The following is an 18,247-nucleotide window of genomic DNA, read 5'->3' as shown; positions in this document are numbered from 1 at the left end:
ATCGCATTCATTCTTCCAACGATTACATAGCGCCATTAAAGGTGCATGATGCAGCATGATTGCGTAATTCAATGAAAACAATAATTATTTAGGGTTTCTCCGTGTCTACCAAACGTAGGCAAGGTCACTGGGCTGGTAATGGTGGTGAATAATTGGAAGGAGGAAGCGTATGCAATACGATTATGGAAGATGCGAGGGGGCAAGGGCTATTCCTGACACTTTCTATCCGATTGAAAAACTGAGGGAATTCACGCATATAGGAGTAGTAAAAACCTATGCTAAGGACAGTAATGTGATCTTACCGGGAGGTAAAGATTATATGCTGGTTTATGTGCTTTCCGGAAGGATAAGTTTGAACCTGATGACGGAAGACGGCAGGGAAAGAGTGATTTATTTTTCCGGAGAAAATGGAATTTTGGGTCGTCTGTATAAGATGGAAAATGATAATGATGCCTATGCGGTTGCCATAGAAGATTCTAAAGTATGTCTTTTTTTCGAAGAGCACCTCAGAATTATTTTCCGTCAAGATGAAGACATGATCTTTGAAGTGCTTAGAAATTGTCTTTCCAAAGTAAGTTATTATATGAGACAAACGATAGAAAGGGACTTTTACAATCCAACGATTAGAATCTTAAGATTGTTGCATGGACTTTATCTTACCAATGGAATATCGGTAGGAGATTCTTACGAAATACGTATGGACTTATCATTGCAATTTATTTCTGAGATAACAGGAGCACATTATGTTACAGTCTCCAAAGTATTAAAGTATTTAAAGGAGCAAAAAATTATTGAAAAGAAGAAAGACAAAATAATTATTCATGATCTGGAAAAACTTAAAGAATTAACCCATGAGAAGCATATTTATAAATATATTTATTAGAATTAAGTTTGAAAATTCATTTTGTACAGATAACTTTTTGAATTCCATTTCATTAGAGAAATGGAGTATTTTTTTGTATTATTGTAAATTACCTGTGTCTCTATTGAATTTTCTAGTCAACAGTTTAAAACAAAAAATATTTTGAAGATGTATAGTTTTTAGTTATACAACTAAACTTCACTCAAAATTATTAAATACAATGTACCTATAGTCATAAAAATGACTGAATTATCAAAAGGGAGGTGAAAATGATGGGTACATTCTTAATTTTTTTAGCGAGCGTATTATTCTTAGCGGGTATTTTATTTATTAAACCTCGTGCTAAACGTGAACAAATGTGGAAAACAGTAGTTAATTGGGCCTTGTTTGTTATCTGGTATGGGATTACCTGGATGGGGATTTCCTTTGTCTACATTAACGCATCGGTTGGACATGTCAAAGCCACAAGCACAGCGATATTCGTGTTTCTGGGGATATCTGTGGTTCTTGCCGTTGTTCAGGCCCGCCTGCTGGGATTCATTGGTGTGAAAAAAGCGGGGAATACAGGTGAATTACAAGCTTGATAGGATGTGAAAATATGGTGATTAATGAACAAGAGAAAAAGTTTCAGCTAAGTCGCAGGAATTTTCTCAAAGCTGGCGTTGCAGCCTCTGCGATGGGAGTGATTGGAGCGATAAAAGCTCCTGCCAAAGTAGCTAACGCAGCCGGAGCAAGTCTGAAGTATACTGCTGCAGCAAAGGGACAATGGTCCAAACTTCATCCTGAGCATGACTATGGCAGTGCGACAGTACATTTTGCGGAAAATAATGATCAGTGGTTAGGTACTACAAAAATTGTCGGAAAAGTTAAGAACTTCAGCGAAGCTGATATGGGATTCAATTTGGCTACCAGAGGGCTGCTTCCTAATAAAAAGACACAAGCGGCGTCTTTGAGTTTCTTTTTCAGGCATCCTTTTGGAGCGGCAATAGCCAATGCAGGCATGTTCATTGCTCCGCCCGCTGCGGTTGAAGGAAAGTCGTCTCCCAAAAAACTGGAGATCCCTGATCCGGAACAAATGTCCCAGCATATTAAAGATGCCGCCTATTTTTTGCGCGCTGATGAAGTCGGTATCGGCAAGATGCCAGAATATGCTTATTATTCCCAGAAACTTACGGATAAGGCTGGTTTGATGACCAAACCTGTAGAAGAATGTGTCATACCGGTAACAGAACGCTTGCCTTACGTCATCGTCGTGATGGTTGACCAAAATCTTCAAACCATGTTGGGATCCACTGGGTATGACGGAATCAGCGGTGCAATGTCTATGAAGAGTTATCATGCAACCGGTAATATAGCAGTTATCTTAGCCACTTATATCCGGAGCCTTGGATATAATGCCAGGGCAAATCATGCTTTCAATTATAACGCGGTTATGCCACCGGCAGTAATTTCAGCTGGGTTGGGGGAGCTTTCCCGTACCGGTGACTGTTCAATTCATCCCCGCTTGGGGTTCCGGCATAAAGTTGCTGCTGTTACTACTGATTTACCGCTGGCGCCCGACAAACCGATTGACTTTGGACTGCAGGATTTCTGCAGGGTCTGTAAAAAATGTGCTGAAAACTGTCCAAACCAATCCATTACCTATGATTCGGATCTTGTGGAGTACAACGGATACCTGCGTTGGAACAGCGATATGAGAAAATGTGCAGAATTCAGGATACTTAACGAAGATGGAGTATCCTGCGGGCGGTGCATGAAAGTCTGCCCCTGGAACTCCAAGGAGGATTCCTGGTTCCATCAGGCAGGAACCTGGATTGGAAGTAAAAATGAAGCTTCCGCAAAATTGCTGAAATCGATTGACGATATGTTTGGGTACGGCACAGAAAGCATCGATAAATACAGATGGTGGCTGGAGTGGCCGGAGATGTACAAGTATCCGGCGGTTGCTCAAGCGCCACAGACGCATTAATAATTAAAGGTTCTCTGTTAAATGTTGGGGCAGGGCATCCCCCTAAACAAGAGTAATTCTAAATTGATGTAATGCTGGTAATAGCCTTTACAGACTATTATCAGCATTTTTATAAATTTTGCTGCGGATGGCACCATGCCGTTAGTATCTGGCCTAATTAACCTATCATACTAGAGAATGCGGGATCTGAATAACCATTGGTATAAGGAACGCTCTTTCTTAAATCATTTTTTGTGCTTAACATCAGGAACAGTTAGAGGGTTTTTAGGAGCTTTTGGTGGACGAATATTGACACTAACTCTACAAACAATTATTATTTACTTTAGGATATATTGAATAATACTTTATATCTAGAGATAATCTATTAGCAGGGAAATTCTTAATGTTTTTGTGAGTCCATACTAATCATATAAAATGGAGGAGATAAAAATGCAATTGATTTTTGGAATGATTACCCCAACTGTAGCTGTAATAGGTTTGGTCATCGCCCTAGTTATATTTGGACCAGGAAAGCTGCCCCAATTAGGAAAAGCTTTAGGCGGGGGTATCAAGGAATTCAGGGATGCCTCTGTTGAGGGTGAAAAGGAAGGAAGCGAAACAATAAAAGAGGCATAGCATAACGCAATAATATATTATTTAAATGCAAATAGAGGAAAATTTAGCATGTACCATAGAAAGAGCTTTAGGGTACTTTTATTTCTGTTGATCATTATCGGTTTATCATCTTGGCAAGGTTATGAGTATTATCAACGTAATGTTAATTATCAAGAAACCAAATTGTTTTTTGACACAGAAGTATATGTTGAGGCTCATGGCTGGGGAGCAAAGAAGGCAGTATCTGAAGCTCTCAGCATTATGGAAGAACTAGATTCCAAGCTTAATAAGTTCTCGCCTGATAGTGAGGTATACGCCATCAATATTCATGCAGGAGAACAACCTGTCGCGGTATCGGAACTAACCTTTAATGTTATTGAACAGTCCTTGAAAATTGCGGATTTGAGCAATGGCGCTTTTGATCCGACCATTAGTCCCTTAGTTAAATTGTGGGGATTTGGAGAAGACGGCATTCAGAAATCTGTACCGCCGCAGGAACAGATTGCTCAAACAATTCAATTGGTTGATTACAAGAAAGTAATATTGAATAAAGAACAAAGGACCGTTTTTTTAGTTGAGAAGGGGATGAGCTTAGACCTCGGAGCGATTGCCAAGGGTTATGCCGTAAGCAAAGGGCTAGATGCTTTTAAGGATCGTAATATTCCATCAGGGATGGTATCGGCAGGCGGAAATATTTATGCCATAGGCAAAAAAGACGGAGGAACGCCTTGGCACATCGGAATTCGAGATCCTTTAAACAAAGGACAGATCATTGGCTATGTTGAGTTGGATAATCTCACAATTGATACATCAGGCAACTATGAACGATTTTTTACTGTTGATGGCATACAATACAGTCATATTCTTGATCCTCGTACTGGGTATCCTTCAAAAGAGGTCAGTGGTTGTACTGTCGTCACGGAGAATCCGATAATGGCGGATGCTTTGGCTACAGCAGCTTTCGTATTAGGTCCGGAAAAGGGCTTGCAATTAATCGAAAAGAATAACGCATGGGGCCTGATCATTGATACTGACGGCAAGATGGTATTATCCGCTAAAATGAAAGAAATGTTTAAACCAGAGACTCCTGAGTAGACCGTATTTGGAAAAATTAGTTTTAATTAGATCAGGAAAAGGAAGGGGTTTGTACTGTGCAACGTAGGAAGAAGCAAAGTGACGAAATGTCTTTCTTTAGCCACTTTAAAGAAATGCGCAAAGTGCTTTTATTTTCTGTATATGCGATCGCCATCGGAGCAATAGTGGGATGGGCGTTCAGTGATTATGCATTTCGTTTCCTGGCTATACCAATGTCCGGTCTCAGTGAGGTGCATTTCATTACGACAACACCGATGGAACCATTAATGGTTAAATTAAAAGTATCACTCATTGCGGGTGTAGTTGTGGCTTTACCAATCATCATATGGCAGTTATGGAGTTTTATCCTGCCGGCTTTGAAATCTAATGAACGAAAATACCTCTATTTCATCTTTCCTTCATCTCTTCTTCTCTTTTTTGCAGGCGCAGCCTTTGTTATTTTATTTGTGCTGCCTATCTGCTTAAAGTTTTTACTTTTAGCAGGGATAGGGGCAATTGATACAACACCATTTGTCACCAAGTCTTCCTATATTAATTTTGTTTTCACTTTGGCACTTAGCTTTGGGTTATTTTTTCAACTGCCCATTGTATTGATATTGTTAATCCGAATAGGCGTCGTATCTCCGCAGGCTCTCGCAAAATATAGGAAATGGGCCTTTTTTGTGATTGTGATATTGGCTGTTGTTCTTTCTCCAACACCCGATCTGATGACCCAGGTTTTGATCATCGGTCCGATGTATCTTCTCTATGAAATCAGTATTTGGGTAGGCTATATTGTAGTAAGAAGAAGAACAAAAATGCTGAAGCGAGAAGAGGAAGAGGTGATTTAAATGGGTTTAACAGAAATTGCATTAATCTTATTTGTCGCCTTGATTCTTTTTGGCCCCGATGATTTGCCCGTAATTGCAAATACAATTGGAAAATTGGTTAGACAAGGTCGCAAGATGATGAACCAATTGACAAGAGAATTTTCAAATACGATTAGTATGCAGAGTGACACGATAATGGACAGCTTAAAGGATACATCTCCCAAAGAAAAGGTTTCCCAAGAAGAGCCTAAACAAAAGGAAGATACGAATGTGTTACAGAGCAATGATGAAGAAGCAGAGAAAAAAGCTGAGGATAATGGGGTCGCTGTAAAACATGATGGAACCAATGAAGTCGACCCTATGTGAAGGATAATTTAAAAGGCATGATGCACTTAGAAGATGATCTCTGTCTTGCGCGGGGGTCATCTTTTTATGATTTAGCTCAATTATGAGCGCATAGTGGTATAATTGATTTATGGAAGAATGGCAAAACCATCGAAAAATACTCCATATCGATATGGATGCTTTCTATGCCGCGGTAGAACAGAGAGATCATCCAGCCTTACTCGGAAAGCCTGTTATCGTGGGCGGCAAGCCAAACAGCCGGGGTGTTGTTTCTGCTGCTTCTTATGAGGCCCGTAAATTTGGCATTCATTCTGCGATGCCCATGACCGAGGCCTTCAGACGCTGTCCGCAGGCCGCATTTCTCCCTGTCAATATGCAAAAATATCAGGAAGCCTCAGACCGGATACACGAAATATTTTTGTCCTACACGCCGCTCGTCGAGCCTTTGTCCCTTGATGAAGCTTTTTTGGACGTTACGCGATCAACGGCTCTTTTTGGATTTGCCCAAGATATTGCCGTGCTGATCAAACAACGTATCCGGCAGGAACTTGGCCTGACGGCTTCAGTGGGTTTGGCCCCCAATAAATTCCTCGCCAAGATTGCTTCCGATCTGCAAAAGCCGGACGGCTTTGTCGTTGTCCCTCCGGATAAAGTACAGGAGTTTCTCGATCCTCTGGCAGTGGAAAGAGTGTGGGGGGTCGGCATCAAAACGGCGGAACAGCTGCATGAGCTTCGGGTCAGAACAGTGAAAGATCTGCGTGCTTTGGATGAAAGTGCTCTCTCGAAACGATTCGGTGTCATGGGCAAACAGCTTTACGAACTCGCCCGAGGTATTGACAACCGCTCCGTAGAAACCGACAGAATGGCGAAATCCGTTGGCAGGGAGACGACATTCCCATCAGATATTGCTGATGTCGACGTACTTGAAAAAGAGCTGCTGAAGCTTGCGGTGGATGTGGGAAGACGCCTGCGCAAACATGCGCTGAGAGCGAAAACAATTACGCTGAAAGCACGTTATCCGGATTTCAGAACCCTGTCGCGTTCCAGCACCCTCCCTCAGGCCACAGATCTGGATGATCTGATCTACCACGAAGCCTGTACGCTCTTACGCGAGCTCTCCATGAATCAGCCGCTTAGGCTAATTGGAATCACCTTGAATAACTTAACGGATCAAACTGAGCAACTGACGTTGTTTGATGAACCTCAAAAAGATATGGGAAACCTGACAAAAGTGATCGATCAAGTCAACGCGAAATATGGAAAGAACAGTATCACAAGGGCACGATTACTATAATGAAGCGTGAGGAGCGAGATTTAACTTTCAATTTATGAATAGGTCCTAATTATGAATAGGTCCTAAGCCAAAAAAGTTAGCAGGAGGTACGCAATGGAAAGGGTCTTGATCAGAACAAATCGTTTAACCAAAAGGTATGGTTCAGTGCCGGTTGTCAACGATCTAAACCTGGAGGTAAGAAGCGGGGAGATTTTCGGTTTCTTGGGACCGAACGGTGCCGGTAAAACAACAACGATTAAAATGCTTACCGGATTGCTGGATCCCAGCGAGGGAGAGATCTCCATCTGTGATTACGATATCCGCAGGCAGCCCACTCAGGCCAAAGCCTTAATGGCTTATGTACCGGACCAGCCAAAATTGTATAACAAACTGTCAGCCCGTGAATTTTTGCACCTTATTTCAGCCCTGTACCGAGTCCCAAAAGGCATTGCCAAAGAGCGGGCTGAGCAGCTCTTAGGAATGTTCGGTCTCATGGAGCGCGCGGATGAGCTGTTAGAGGGCTACTCTCACGGTATGAGACAAAAGGTTGTTCTGGCGGGGGCCTTAATTCATCAGCCCAAGGTGATTCTTTTGGATGAGCCGACTGTGGGTCTTGACCCGGCCAGCGCACGCCTCCTCAAAGATATTCTTCAGGAAATGGCCCGGCAGGGTGCCGCGGTATTTGTTTCGACCCATATTCTTGAGATTGCCGAAAGAATGTGCCACCGGGTCGGTATTCTGAAAGATGGCATGCTGATCGCGCAGGGCAGCCCTGAAGAACTCCGGCAAAAAGTTGGGCACGGTGGGGAAAGCCTGGAAGATATTTTCCTGGAACTTACCGGAGTCCGTGAGAATGCTGAATTAATCAAAAGCCTGGAGGAGGAATAAACGGTGAAAATGATCATACCGCCGCCTCTGGATACCCCGCCTGCGGAAAAGTCGTTTGTTCAGGATTTTGTCCTGCTGCTAACAAATCAGCTGCGGGTGACACTTAACACGCTGAAACATCAACGGAAGAGAACTTTCATCGGAATGGGTATCCTGATGATTGTGTTTTTGAGTTTTCTGATTTCCATGGGGGCCATATCCTATGGGATGTTGAAATCGATGCAGCCTGAGACCGTCCAGGGTTTTCTCTCCCTGTTCTTTCTGGTGGGACTGGCCAGCCAGATCTTCTTTGGTCTTACGGCAGCTTTTGCAGCGCTGTATATGTCTGAAGATTTGGAACTTCTTTTCATGGCACCGGTTCCTCTGCGGGTCGTTTTTGCCGTGAAAACTGTCTCTGTACTTGTGAGCAATCTTTTAGTTGCTTTCTTGTTTGTTTTTTTGCCGGGGGTGTTCTGCGGTCTGCTTTTTGAGGCTAAAGTATCCTATTATCTTCTTGTTTTTCTGTCAGGCTGCGGTTTATGGCTTAGCGGGACAGCACTGGCCGAACTGCTGAACCTTTTGGTTATGCGTATTGTTCCGCCTCACAGGAGCAAAGAAGCCGTCGGACTGATGGGAGGGCTGGCAGGTGTCTTGATCGCGTTAGTATTTCAGATTCCGGGAATGATGCTGGGAAGCCAAGGTAACCTGGATATTGGGGCCATGCTGGCAGGCAAAGAGCAGCTGATCCACGTCATGAATTTTTTCCCGTGGGGATGGGTTTCACTTGCTTTAACCAGCGGAATAACCGATAGCTTTGCCGCTGGGCTGGGATGGAGCCTTCTGGTCCTTATTTTCAGTGCGTTTCTTTTTTTGATTGCCTTGATTCTTTTGGAACGGGGATTCCGGCAGGGCTTCATTTCCATCAGCCAGGGAGATGGCGGAAGACGGCGCAAAAGACGTTCAGTTTCCAGCGTTGATACGACGAACCGCCCACAGGAAAAGATTTTCTTCGGGACTGTTGGCCAGGAGCAGGAAACAGTAGTCTTGCCGGCCTCGACGTGGGCAGGCATGTGGGCCGTGGCCAAAAAAGATCTGCTGACCTTGAAAAGGGATACCAGAGAATGGTTTAGCTATTTGATCCCTCTGATCATTATGGCCTTCTTTGTGGTTCAGTTTCTGTTCAATGCTTCGGCATCGAGTGTATCCAGCTTGGTAATGGTTCTTATCATGTACACGATTATGTTCAGCGGCAATTTGGCCTTGCAGGCGTTTGGCAGGGAAGGGGAGTCTGACTGGCTGCTAAATAGTGTGCCCTTGGCAGGGTGGCCTGTCGTCTGGGGGAAATTAACTGCAGCTGTGCTTCCCACGTTACTATTGATGGAGGCTCTTCTGGTTGGCACTTCATTGGCAGTCGGAGTTTCAACGAGCTTAACGCTTATCCTGGCGCTGGCGGCGATTTTCTTAAGCCTGGGTTCCAGTGCCATCGGGCTGTATTATTCCATCAAGAACTGCCGCTATAATCCGGACAAGCCACAAATGCGGATATCGCCAAGTGCTTCGCTAATGATGTATCTGATCAATTTTTGTTTCATCCTTATTTTGGGTTTAAGTCTATGCTATTTATTCCCTCCTGCTGAGTTGGTCTCAGCGCTTCAAATGCTTCCGCCGGTCACCTTCGAATGGAATGTACAGTCAGGACTGCTCAGTGGGTTGTATTTTCTCAGCCGTCCGTTATTTTGGCCCGTCCTGTTCAGGACTTTACTCGGAATTCTGTTGACCGGCGGGCTGTGGCTACTTATTTTCTTCGGATTTATGACTGCGACAGTCCGGCAAAGCCGCAAAGGTTTCCGGGTGGAGCTCGTGACGACCAGCAGCAAGAACCGGCTCAGGTAATCAACGAGCATGAAAAGTAAATGGCCCTAATACCCAGGGCTTAAAGTCAGAAACCTGTGCGACAACCTGACAATATTGTTCCATTAATTGCTGATTATCTAATTTGTAGGTATGCAGGCTGAGATCATTTCGGCGAATATAAGCAAAATTGTATTTATCAATCGCATAAATTTTGATGCCGTTTTTGGTGCAGTCCGCACCAAATTGTTCGTCCGCAATATTGGCATCAATAAACTGTACTTTTTCAAAAATATTTTTTTTCATAAAAAGGGTACAGCCGATAAGATAGTCAACATAGCTGTTTTCTCTGCCAGGATGCAAAAGCGCCAGGATTCTTTGCTCTTCAAAAAAGACGAAGTGCGTTTTCTTTCCGAAAACACCCGCCTCGCTGGAAGGCGCTATTTTCATAAAATCATTCAAGTATTCTGGAGCATAATAATCGTCATGATCAAAATTAGCGATGTAAGGATAATGGGTCTGCCTGACAGCATAATTTAAACACGTTCCTGCCGAGCAGCTTTCAGGCAGCTGAATGATCCTTACATGAGGATGCAATTCCGCCCTCTTGTAAAAATCGGAAAGATTAATACCGGGGCCATTCAGGATGATAATAAGTTCCTTGACAGGGTAGGTTTGTCTGGCATAATTCGCGAAGATATTGTCCAGGTAAAAAGGGAAGTGCGTACAGGTAATAATGGATATGCCATCCGGCTTTGTCATTGGTGGCTCCCAAATTGAATGATTCTATTTGATATTTGTTCGATTATTTGATTACACATATTGTTCAATGACTGATACTCTGTCTCTCATTTGTTTTTCAAAGTCAAAGATCTCTCTGAATTTTGCCTGTCCGCACGCCGACATACTGTATAACTTTTCGGGGCTTTGGTAATATTCCATGATACTTTCAGCAATCTTGCCGGCATCGGTGGGGATAATAAAAAGGTCCTTTTTGTGTTCAAAATGGTCGTTCATATTCAGTTCGTCGGTACAGAAAACAGCAACGTTGTGCAGGGCAGCATCGATGCAGCAGCCTGTAGGGAAGCCGTCAAAGTTCTTACCCGGTATCAGGACAAAAGGAAGATTCGGTGAAACGATCATGTCCATTCCGGAAAAGAATTGTGGGAAAAAGCTTTTATCTCTAAGACCATAAAATACGATCCGACTGCCCAACTCACTGACATCAATTTCATCCCGGTCAAAATTGCCGACGACATGGAACCGGATATCCTCTATTACTGAAGCGAGCTTTTTGCACATCTCGATAAAAATGGGATAACCCTTATCCATTCCCGTTGGCATATATTTGTGAGCCACAAAGCAGATGTCGAGCGTATTTTTATCTTTTCCGTAGAATCGCTTGGGTACGGTCGTGTGGAAATACTCCGGATATGTCACCATCCCATAAATATAGGCAATCTTGTCCGGCGTAACAAAACCGCGGCTGGTAATATAGTCGTACGTCCTCTTCTGCGTAACAATGACTTTTCTCAAAAGAGGGGATTGCAGGATTTTGATCAGCCTGGCATCAATTTCGTCATCATTGATCCAAAATCCCCCTCCGGGATAGAGTTCAAATATAAACGGCGTGTTAAACATTTCATAGACAAAATGAAAAGCAGCGGCGTTACTTAAAAATACCATATAATACAGCGCGTAAGACTGGCCGGTCCAGTCAAACTGGGTAAACGGCTTTACTTTATCCTTATACTGCGGATATACGGCAGCATATTCATGATGATGCATGTCATATCTGGTCGCGTACACTTCACAGTTCGGATACTTCTCCAAATAGTAATTAAATTCAGATATCCTAAAACCCGTCGTCAGATTAGGAAAATAGTCATCGAGAATTGCTATTTTTTTTTGATTGATTGTATTCATTAATTTTTGTCCTTTCATTCTTCTTAACATTATTCTTAGCAATGCTTTTTTAATTTCTATCTCTCTAGAGTAACGTTGATTTCATTAGCTCCAGACCAAGTCTCTGTAATGGATAGCCAGCATTGAGCGGAGCATGGAGTGTGAAGCGCCGGATTTACGAATCAATCTACTAGTTGGCATTACTTACATAGAAGTTGAAATTCTCCAGGGCCCAATCCATATGGTAAAGGTGATTCTTGTAGGATTTCGGATCATGAATTGATGCGCAGTATACTGTTCGCTTACCTTCACGAATTTCCTTGAAGCATTCAAGGTATTTCCATCCGTGGGTCAAGACAAAAGATTCATTCTTATGCTTGGCTTTTCTAAGGTCAAAGCAGGTAAGATTTATTCTGTTGCAGATGCACCATCGGCTGCCCTCACAGGTCGCACAAGGTACAGTCTGGAGCATATCAATCGGGATGTCGATTGCATATCCTGCTTTAAACGGCGTATATTTATTAATTCTGAGCGACAGTTCGGCATCCCCGTAGCCGTTTTCCTCGGACCAATAGCCGATAAGGTTAATAAGCTCCGGTTTTAGGATCTGGCATTGCCCGGGTACAAAATCAAGGACATTACCGACCTCAGTATGCATTAACTGCAGGTAGCTTACACCGCTTCTCTCTTGAAGGGAAACCTCCGGATAATAGGCCGGATACGGGTGGGCCTTGGACAACCCCAGCAGCCCTACCTCCGGGAAAGTTTTAAATATTTTCATAAACCGGCTTATCCAATCCGGGACATAAAAATACACATCACTTTCGAGGACAATAAAATACTGGTCTGGTTTTCTGCGGGCCAGATTGTAATTAAGCGCGTAAATGGGACCATAATTTGCGGGCAGCCTTGTTTTAGATTTGATGCGGTTGTCGTTAAGACTTTGAATATAATCCCATGTTCCGTCCTGCGAATTGCTGTCAATGATATGGAGTTCAAAATCATCTGTGGTATTGAATAGGGAGTTTAAATTTCTAGCATTTAACCCCAGCCTGTGAAATGTCGAATAGGTGATAAAAGGTGGTGTCATAAATTTATTCTACCTCCAATTTTTTTCAATAACATCATATGTCGTTCTGTGGACAAGAGGTTACAAAAATGTCCTCAATTTTATGTTGCTATAAAAAGCTTGGTATTCGATTTCGGCACCAAGAGAATACAGTATTCATGAAAGGGCGTCGTTTTATCTTCAGCGATTCCCGTGATATAATGCTATTTGGAGAACTCTATTCCATTGATTTTACTCATCAGATCATTTTACTTAGCGACGGCAAACAGGCTGATGATCAGCCGATCGAAATAAGAACAACGGAGGGATCCGCGTGCAGCAGAATGTGTATATTATCCTGGCCAATGGCCAGGTTTTTAAAGGGAAGCCTTTCGGGGCAGCAGGAGAGGCAGTCGGTGAGATTGTCTTTACTACTGCAATGACCGGATATCTAGAAACCCTGACTGACCCGAGCTATTACGGGCAGATTGTGGTTCAGACGTTCCCTTTGATCGGAAATTATGGGATTATTCCGGGCGATTTTGAAAGTGATTCCCCGAAATTGAAAGCCTATGTTGTCCGGGAGTGGTGTCAAGTTCCTTCCAACTTTCGCTGTGAGGGTGAGCTTGACACTTTTTTAAGAGCACAGAATATTGTCGGGGTTTATGGGGTTGACACCCGGGAACTCACCAAGATCATCCGCGAGGTCGGCGTAATGAACGCCAAAATCACAGCAACCCTGGACAATCTTGAAAAAGATCTGGCTGAAATCAATGCCTATAAAATTACGGACGCGGTCCAGACAGTTTCCTGCAGGGAAACAATACCGACCGAGAACACCGATGTAACCCGGAAGAGCATCTCATCCATTGAAATAGTCCCAACCAGAGACATAGGTAAGCCCGTTGACGTTGCCACATCTAGAGATGTAGCGACAGTGGTCGCCAAAGAAGTAACCGGCAAATACCGGGTGGTCCTGTGGGATTTCGGAGCGAAGGAAAATATCCGACGTGAGCTCATCAAACGCGGCTGTGAGGTTATCACGGTGCCTGCTGAGACATCTACCGAAAGTATCCTGGCTTTGCACCCGGACGGGATCATGCTTTCCAACGGACCGGGAGATCCGGTCGACAATAAGGGAATTATCGCAGAACTGAAGAAGCTTTCTGTCTCCAGTCTGCCAATTTTCGGGATTTGTCTCGGACATCAGCTGCTGGCGCTGGCGCAGGGTGCCGAAACGTCCAAGCTGAAATACGGGCACCGGGGCGCCAACCAGCCGGTGAAGGATTTGAAAACCGGCAGGGTCTACATTACAAGCCAGAACCATGGTTATGCAGTTGTCGCCAACAGCCTCCCTGCCCATGCCCGCATGCGTTTCCAGAATGCCAATGACGGGACTTGCGAAGGAATTGAATATCTGAATATGCCAGCTTTTTCGGCGCAGTTTCATCCGGAAGCTTCGGCAGGGCCCTTGGATACCAGCTATTTATTTGATCAATTTATTGATTTGATGAGGAAGGACTGCTCAACATGCCGTTAAATAAAACAATAAAAAAAGTACTGGTCATTGGCTCAGGTCCGATCGTCATCGGGCAGGCTGCTGAATTTGATTACGCGGGGACCCAAGCGTGCAGGGCCTTGAAAGAAGAGGGGCTGGAAGTCGTTCTGATCAACTCCAATCCAGCTACGATCATGACGGATAACGCAATGGCCGATCAAATTTACATCGAGCCGTTAACGCTGGAGACCATCAAAAGAATCATCATCAAGGAAAGACCGGACAGCATTTTATCTACGTTAGGAGGTCAGACCGGCCTGACACTTTCCATGCAGCTTGCCAAAGAAGGATTTCTAGAAAAGCAAGGTGTCAAGCTGTTGGGCGCAAATCCGGTAACTATCGATAAAGCTGAAGACCGGCAGATGTTTAAGGATACCATGGCAGCGATCAGCGAGCCTGTCATCCCTTCTCTGGTCGTGACGGATGTCCCTGCTGCCCTCGCCTTTGCGGAAGAGATATCCTATCCGGTCATTGTTCGGCCAGCCTTTACACTGGGAGGAACAGGCGGGGGGATTGCCTATAATGAAACCGAGCTGCAGGAAATTGCGGCCAACGGTCTGAGGCTTTCACCCATTACCCAGGTCCTAATTGAAAAATGTATTTCCGGGTGGAAAGAGATTGAGTTTGAAGTGATGCGGGACCGGGTGGGGAATGTTATTACCGTCTGCAGTATGGAGAATTTCGATCCGGTCGGGGTTCATACCGGGGATAGCATCGTTATCGCGCCGGCCGTTACGCTTTCGGACAAAGAATATCAAATGCTGCGCTCGGCTGCCTTGAATATCATTACGGCCCTGGAAGTGGAAGGCGGCTGCAACTGCCAGTTCGCGCTGCATCCGGATAGCTTTGACTATGCCGTCATTGAGGTGAACCCGAGGGTATCCCGTTCCTCGGCTCTGGCCTCCAAGGCGACCGGATATCCGATTGCTAAAGTCGCCGCGAAAATTGCGGTCGGCTATACGCTCGATGAGATTAAAAACGCCGTCACCGGGAAGACCTATGCCTGTTTTGAACCGGCGCTGGATTATGTCGTGGTGAAACTGCCCAAGTGGCCGTTTGATAAATTTGTTTACGCGAAACGCACACTGGGCACGCAGATGAAAGCAACCGGCGAAGTGATGGCCATCGGCGTGAGCTTTGAGCAGGCCATTATGAAAGCGGTCAGGGGAGCGGAGATTTCCCTGGACAGCTTAAACCTGCCCAAACTCAAGAAACTGACGGATGCCGAGATTGAACAGCTGATTGCGGTGTGCAACGATGAACGGCTTTTTGTGATATTTGAAGCGCTGCAAAGGGACATTTCTTGCGAATTGATTCATGAGATCACCAAGATTGACCTCTGGTTCTTATACAAACTGGCTCACCTTAAAGCTTTGGAGAAAGAGCTGGCCGTCGGACCTCTAACGCAGGAGCTGTACGAAGAGGCCAAGAAACTTGGGTATCCTGATAAAGTGATTGAACGGCTTTCAGGCTGCAGGATTGAACAGGGGATCGCGCAGGGGATCTATCAGAAACGCTGGGCTTCTTACAAAATGGTCGATACCTGCGCAGCTGAATTTGAGGCGGAGACCCCGTATTTTTACTCGACGTACGATGAAGCCAATGAGGCTGAGCAGTTTATCCAAGCCCGGAATAGCGGCAGGAAAACAATTATTGTCTTTGGATCAGGACCAATCCGAATCGGCCAGGGGATCGAGTTTGACTATGCTTCCGTACATTGTGTGTGGGCGCTGAAAAAAGCAGGCTATGAGGTCGTGATCGTCAACAATAACCCGGAGACCGTATCGACCGATTTTGACACGGCCGACCGCTTGTATTTTGAACCGCTGACCAATGAGGACGTTCTGAATGTGATTCATACGGAGCAGCCCTATGGCGTCGTCGTGGCTTTTGGCGGACAGACGGCCATTAAGCTGACGAAGTTCTTGGAAGCCCAGGGGGTACGGATTCTGGGCACACCGGCCGACAGCATTGATGCGGCCGAAGACAGGGAACGGTTTGACGCTTTGTTGGAACGACTCTCCATTAAACGGCCTCAGGGACATACCGTGATGAACACCGATGAAGCGTTGCAGGCGGCGAATAAGCTCGGCTATCCGGTCCTGATGCGCCCTTCCTATGTGCTTGGCGGACAAAATATGATTATTGCGTTTAGTGATCAGGATATCTGTGAATACATGGACATTATCCTGACTTACAACATCGAAAATCCCGTACTGATCGATAAGTACCTGTCAGGTATTGAAATCGAAGTCGATGCGATCTGTGACGGTGAAGAGATTCTGATCCCCGGGATCATGGAGCATATTGAGCGGGCCGGTATCCATTCCGGTGATTCGATTGCAGCCTATCCCGCCTGGAACTTAAGCGGAGAGCTGACGGAACGGGTCATTGACTATTCCAGAAAACTGGCCCTGGCCTTAAACACCCAGGGGCTGGTCAATATTCAGTATGTCGTTCATGCCGGAGAGATTTACGTGATTGAAGTCAACCCGCGTTCCTCAAGGACGATCCCGTATATCAGCAAAGTGACCGGCGTGCCGATGGTTGACCTCGCGACCCGGGCCATGCTTGGCGAAAAACTGACCGATATGGGCCTTGGTACAGGGCTGTATAAAACCCCGCCTTATGTCGCGGTCAAGGTTCCGGTATTTTCGTTTGAAAAACTGATCGACGTCGATGTGCAGCTGGGCCCGGAGATGAAGTCGACGGGCGAGGTGCTGGGTATCGGCAAATCGCTGGCCGAGGCGCTTTATAAGGGACTGGTTGCCGCCGGGTACAAGATGGTGAAGCAGGGTGGCGTTTTAATTACGGTTCGCAACGGCGATAAGCCGGAGATGGTTGATATCGCCAGGAAATACAGCGAGCTGGGCTTTAAACTCTATGCGACCGGCGGAACGGCCAAAGTGCTGGAGCAAGCGGGTCTGCAGGTAACTTCGGTCAAGAAGATTCATGAATCAGAGCATGACAATATCCAAACGCTGCTGGAAAGCGGCAAGATCCATTATATTATTTCGACTTCCGCCAAAGGCAGGCTGCCAGGCCTGGACAGTGTCAAAATCCGCCGCAAGGCAGTCGAGACAGCAATTCCGTGCCTGACCTCGCTGGATACCGCCAATGCGTTAGCCAACAGTCTGAAGAGCCGGTATTCCCAGAACAACACGGAGCTTGTGGACATCAACCATATGCGCAGCGAACGGCGGCAGCTTACCTTTACAAAAATGCAGTCCTGCGGCAACGATTATATCTATTTCAACTGCTTCGATCAACAAATCGTCAGCCCGGAATCCCTGAGTGTTTATTTATCCGATAGGCACTATGGTATCGGCGGGGACGGGATCGTGCTGATCTGCCCGTCCGACAAAGCGGATGCTAAGATGCAGATGTTCAATCTGGATGGCAGCGAAGGTAAAATGAGCGGCAATGCGCTTACATGCATCGGGAAATATCTGTACGACAACCGGATTGTGGAAAAGGATCAGATTTCCATTGAAACTCTGAGCGGGGTTAAGAGGCTGAAACTCTATATCCAAAACGGGAAAGTGGATTCAGTCTGCGTGGATATGGGCCCGGCGGAGCTGGCGCCTCAGAAGATTCCGGTCAGACTGCCCGGAGAAGTCATTGTGAACCAGCCGGTAACGATCGCTGGCCGTGATTACAACATCACCTGTGTCTCTATGGGAAATCCGCATTGTGCGATTTTTGTTGCGAACCAGGAAAGCATCGATATGGAGACAGAAGGACCGGCCTTCGAATATTCTCCGTTATTCCAGGAAAGGGTCAATGTGGAATTCGTCACGATGATTGACCGAAATACCCTCAAAATGAGGGTCTGGGAACGCGGCAACGGCGAAACGCTTGCGGCCGGTACCAGCGCCTGCGCGGCTGTCGTTGCTGCAGTTCTGAACGGTTTCTGCCAAAAAGGAGAACATATTCTGGTGAAGCTAAAAGGCGGCGACCTGGTTGTTAAATATACGGATGAGACAGTCTATATGACAGGAAAACCGGAAAAGGTATTCGAAGGAAGCGTAGAGATTTAATTAACGATACAATATCAATTGTAATTGATAT

15 protein-coding genes are annotated in these 18,247 nt (G+C 45.3%); 12 read left to right on the top strand and 3 right to left on the bottom strand.

The genetic code is table 11. The features are described from left to right. Positions 1-169: 169 nt before the first annotated feature. The 10 genes from OKX56_RS01250 (at position 170) to OKX56_RS01205 (ending at position 9,707) form a co-directional block, all read left to right on the top strand. A complete protein-coding gene (locus OKX56_RS01250; RefSeq protein WP_287895380.1) occupies positions 170-883 on the top strand; it encodes a Crp/Fnr family transcriptional regulator in 714 nt (237 codons plus the stop codon). A 248-nt stretch (positions 884-1,131) separates the two neighbouring features. Further along, the gene (locus OKX56_RS01245; protein ID WP_423779583.1) at positions 1,132-1,446 is read left to right on the top strand and encodes a dehalogenase; all 315 of its coding nucleotides are present in this window, start codon (positions 1,132-1,134) and stop codon (positions 1,444-1,446) included. Between the two features lie 14 nt (positions 1,447-1,460). Then, positions 1,461-2,831 (top strand): reductive dehalogenase, encoded by a 1,371-nt coding sequence (locus OKX56_RS01240; RefSeq protein WP_287895379.1) that lies wholly within the window; start codon positions 1,461-1,463, stop codon positions 2,829-2,831. Between the two features lie 429 nt (positions 2,832-3,260). Continuing rightward, positions 3,261-3,446, top strand: a complete 186-nt coding sequence (locus OKX56_RS01235; protein ID WP_287895378.1) for a twin-arginine translocase TatA/TatE family subunit — start codon at positions 3,261-3,263, stop codon at positions 3,444-3,446. Positions 3,447-3,533: 87 nt separating this feature from the next. Beyond that, entirely contained in the window at positions 3,534-4,520 is a 987-nt protein-coding gene (locus tag OKX56_RS01230) for an FAD:protein FMN transferase (RefSeq protein ID WP_287895377.1), read from the top strand. A 56-nt stretch (positions 4,521-4,576) separates the two neighbouring features. After that, positions 4,577-5,350 (top strand): twin-arginine translocase subunit TatC, encoded by a 774-nt coding sequence (gene tatC, locus OKX56_RS01225; protein ID WP_021315525.1) that lies wholly within the window; start codon positions 4,577-4,579, stop codon positions 5,348-5,350. After that, a complete protein-coding gene (locus OKX56_RS01220; RefSeq protein WP_287895375.1) occupies positions 5,351-5,695 on the top strand; it encodes a Sec-independent protein translocase subunit TatA/TatB in 345 nt (114 codons plus the stop codon). It abuts the gene before it with no gap. Positions 5,696-5,804: 109 nt separating this feature from the next. Further along, a complete protein-coding gene (gene dinB, locus OKX56_RS01215) occupies positions 5,805-6,968 on the top strand; it encodes a DNA polymerase IV (RefSeq protein ID WP_287895373.1) in 1,164 nt (387 codons plus the stop codon). Positions 6,969-7,061: 93 nt separating this feature from the next. Beyond that, positions 7,062-7,835, top strand: a complete 774-nt coding sequence (locus OKX56_RS01210) for an ABC transporter ATP-binding protein (protein WP_019225059.1) — start codon at positions 7,062-7,064, stop codon at positions 7,833-7,835. 3 nt (positions 7,836-7,838) lie between these two features. After that, complete coding sequence (locus OKX56_RS01205) at positions 7,839-9,707, top strand: putative ABC transporter permease subunit (protein ID WP_287895371.1); 1,869 nt, start codon at positions 7,839-7,841, stop codon at positions 9,705-9,707. Here OKX56_RS01205 and OKX56_RS01200 read toward each other — a convergent pair whose 3' ends face one another. The 3 genes from OKX56_RS01200 to OKX56_RS01190 form a co-directional block, all read right to left on the bottom strand. Beyond that, positions 9,708-10,427 (bottom strand): glycosyltransferase family 2 protein, encoded by a 720-nt coding sequence (locus tag OKX56_RS01200; protein WP_287895369.1) that lies wholly within the window; start codon positions 10,425-10,427, stop codon positions 9,708-9,710. It abuts the gene before it with no gap. A gap of 51 nt (positions 10,428-10,478) precedes the next feature. After that, complete coding sequence (locus OKX56_RS01195; RefSeq protein ID WP_287895368.1) at positions 10,479-11,591, bottom strand: glycosyltransferase; 1,113 nt, start codon at positions 11,589-11,591, stop codon at positions 10,479-10,481. A 169-nt stretch (positions 11,592-11,760) separates the two neighbouring features. Then, complete coding sequence (locus OKX56_RS01190; protein WP_287895366.1) at positions 11,761-12,660, bottom strand: glycosyltransferase family A protein; 900 nt, start codon at positions 12,658-12,660, stop codon at positions 11,761-11,763. A gap of 292 nt (positions 12,661-12,952) precedes the next feature. Here OKX56_RS01190 and OKX56_RS01185 point away from each other — a divergent pair, with 292 nt between their 5' ends. Beyond that, a complete protein-coding gene (locus tag OKX56_RS01185) occupies positions 12,953-14,158 on the top strand; it encodes a carbamoyl phosphate synthase small subunit (RefSeq protein ID WP_287895363.1) in 1,206 nt (401 codons plus the stop codon). Beyond that, the gene (gene carB, locus OKX56_RS01180; protein WP_287895360.1) at positions 14,149-18,216 is read left to right on the top strand and encodes a carbamoyl-phosphate synthase large subunit; all 4,068 of its coding nucleotides are present in this window, start codon (positions 14,149-14,151) and stop codon (positions 18,214-18,216) included. The genes OKX56_RS01185 and carB overlap by 10 nt, the downstream gene beginning before the upstream one ends. Positions 18,217-18,247 lie beyond the last annotated feature (31 nt).

Origin of the sequence: Dehalobacter sp., assembly GCF_030063005.1 — a bacterium.
Taxonomy (GTDB): Bacteria; Bacillota; Desulfitobacteriia; order Desulfitobacteriales; family Syntrophobotulaceae; genus Dehalobacter; species Dehalobacter restrictus.
This window is presented reverse-complemented; position numbering and strand designations above follow the sequence as displayed.

Coding starts and splice junctions, on each gene's coding strand:
- OKX56_RS01250 (WP_287895380.1), top strand. CDS start 170: ATGCAATACGATTATGGAAGATGCGAGGGGGCAAGGGCTATTCCTGAC.
- OKX56_RS01245 (WP_423779583.1), top strand. CDS start 1,132: ATGATGGGTACATTCTTAATTTTTTTAGCGAGCGTATTATTCTTAGCG.
- OKX56_RS01240 (WP_287895379.1), top strand. CDS start 1,461: ATGGTGATTAATGAACAAGAGAAAAAGTTTCAGCTAAGTCGCAGGAAT.
- OKX56_RS01235 (WP_287895378.1), top strand. CDS start 3,261: ATGCAATTGATTTTTGGAATGATTACCCCAACTGTAGCTGTAATAGGT.
- OKX56_RS01220 (WP_287895375.1), top strand. CDS start 5,351: ATGGGTTTAACAGAAATTGCATTAATCTTATTTGTCGCCTTGATTCTT.
- dinB (WP_287895373.1), top strand. CDS start 5,805: ATGGAAGAATGGCAAAACCATCGAAAAATACTCCATATCGATATGGAT.
- OKX56_RS01210 (WP_019225059.1), top strand. CDS start 7,062: ATGGAAAGGGTCTTGATCAGAACAAATCGTTTAACCAAAAGGTATGGT.
- OKX56_RS01200 (WP_287895369.1), bottom strand. CDS start 10,427: ATGACAAAGCCGGATGGCATATCCATTATTACCTGTACGCACTTCCCT.
- OKX56_RS01195 (WP_287895368.1), bottom strand. CDS start 11,591: ATGAATACAATCAATCAAAAAAAAATAGCAATTCTCGATGACTATTTT.
- OKX56_RS01190 (WP_287895366.1), bottom strand. CDS start 12,660: ATGACACCACCTTTTATCACCTATTCGACATTTCACAGGCTGGGGTTA.
- carB (WP_287895360.1), top strand. CDS start 14,149: ATGCCGTTAAATAAAACAATAAAAAAAGTACTGGTCATTGGCTCAGGT.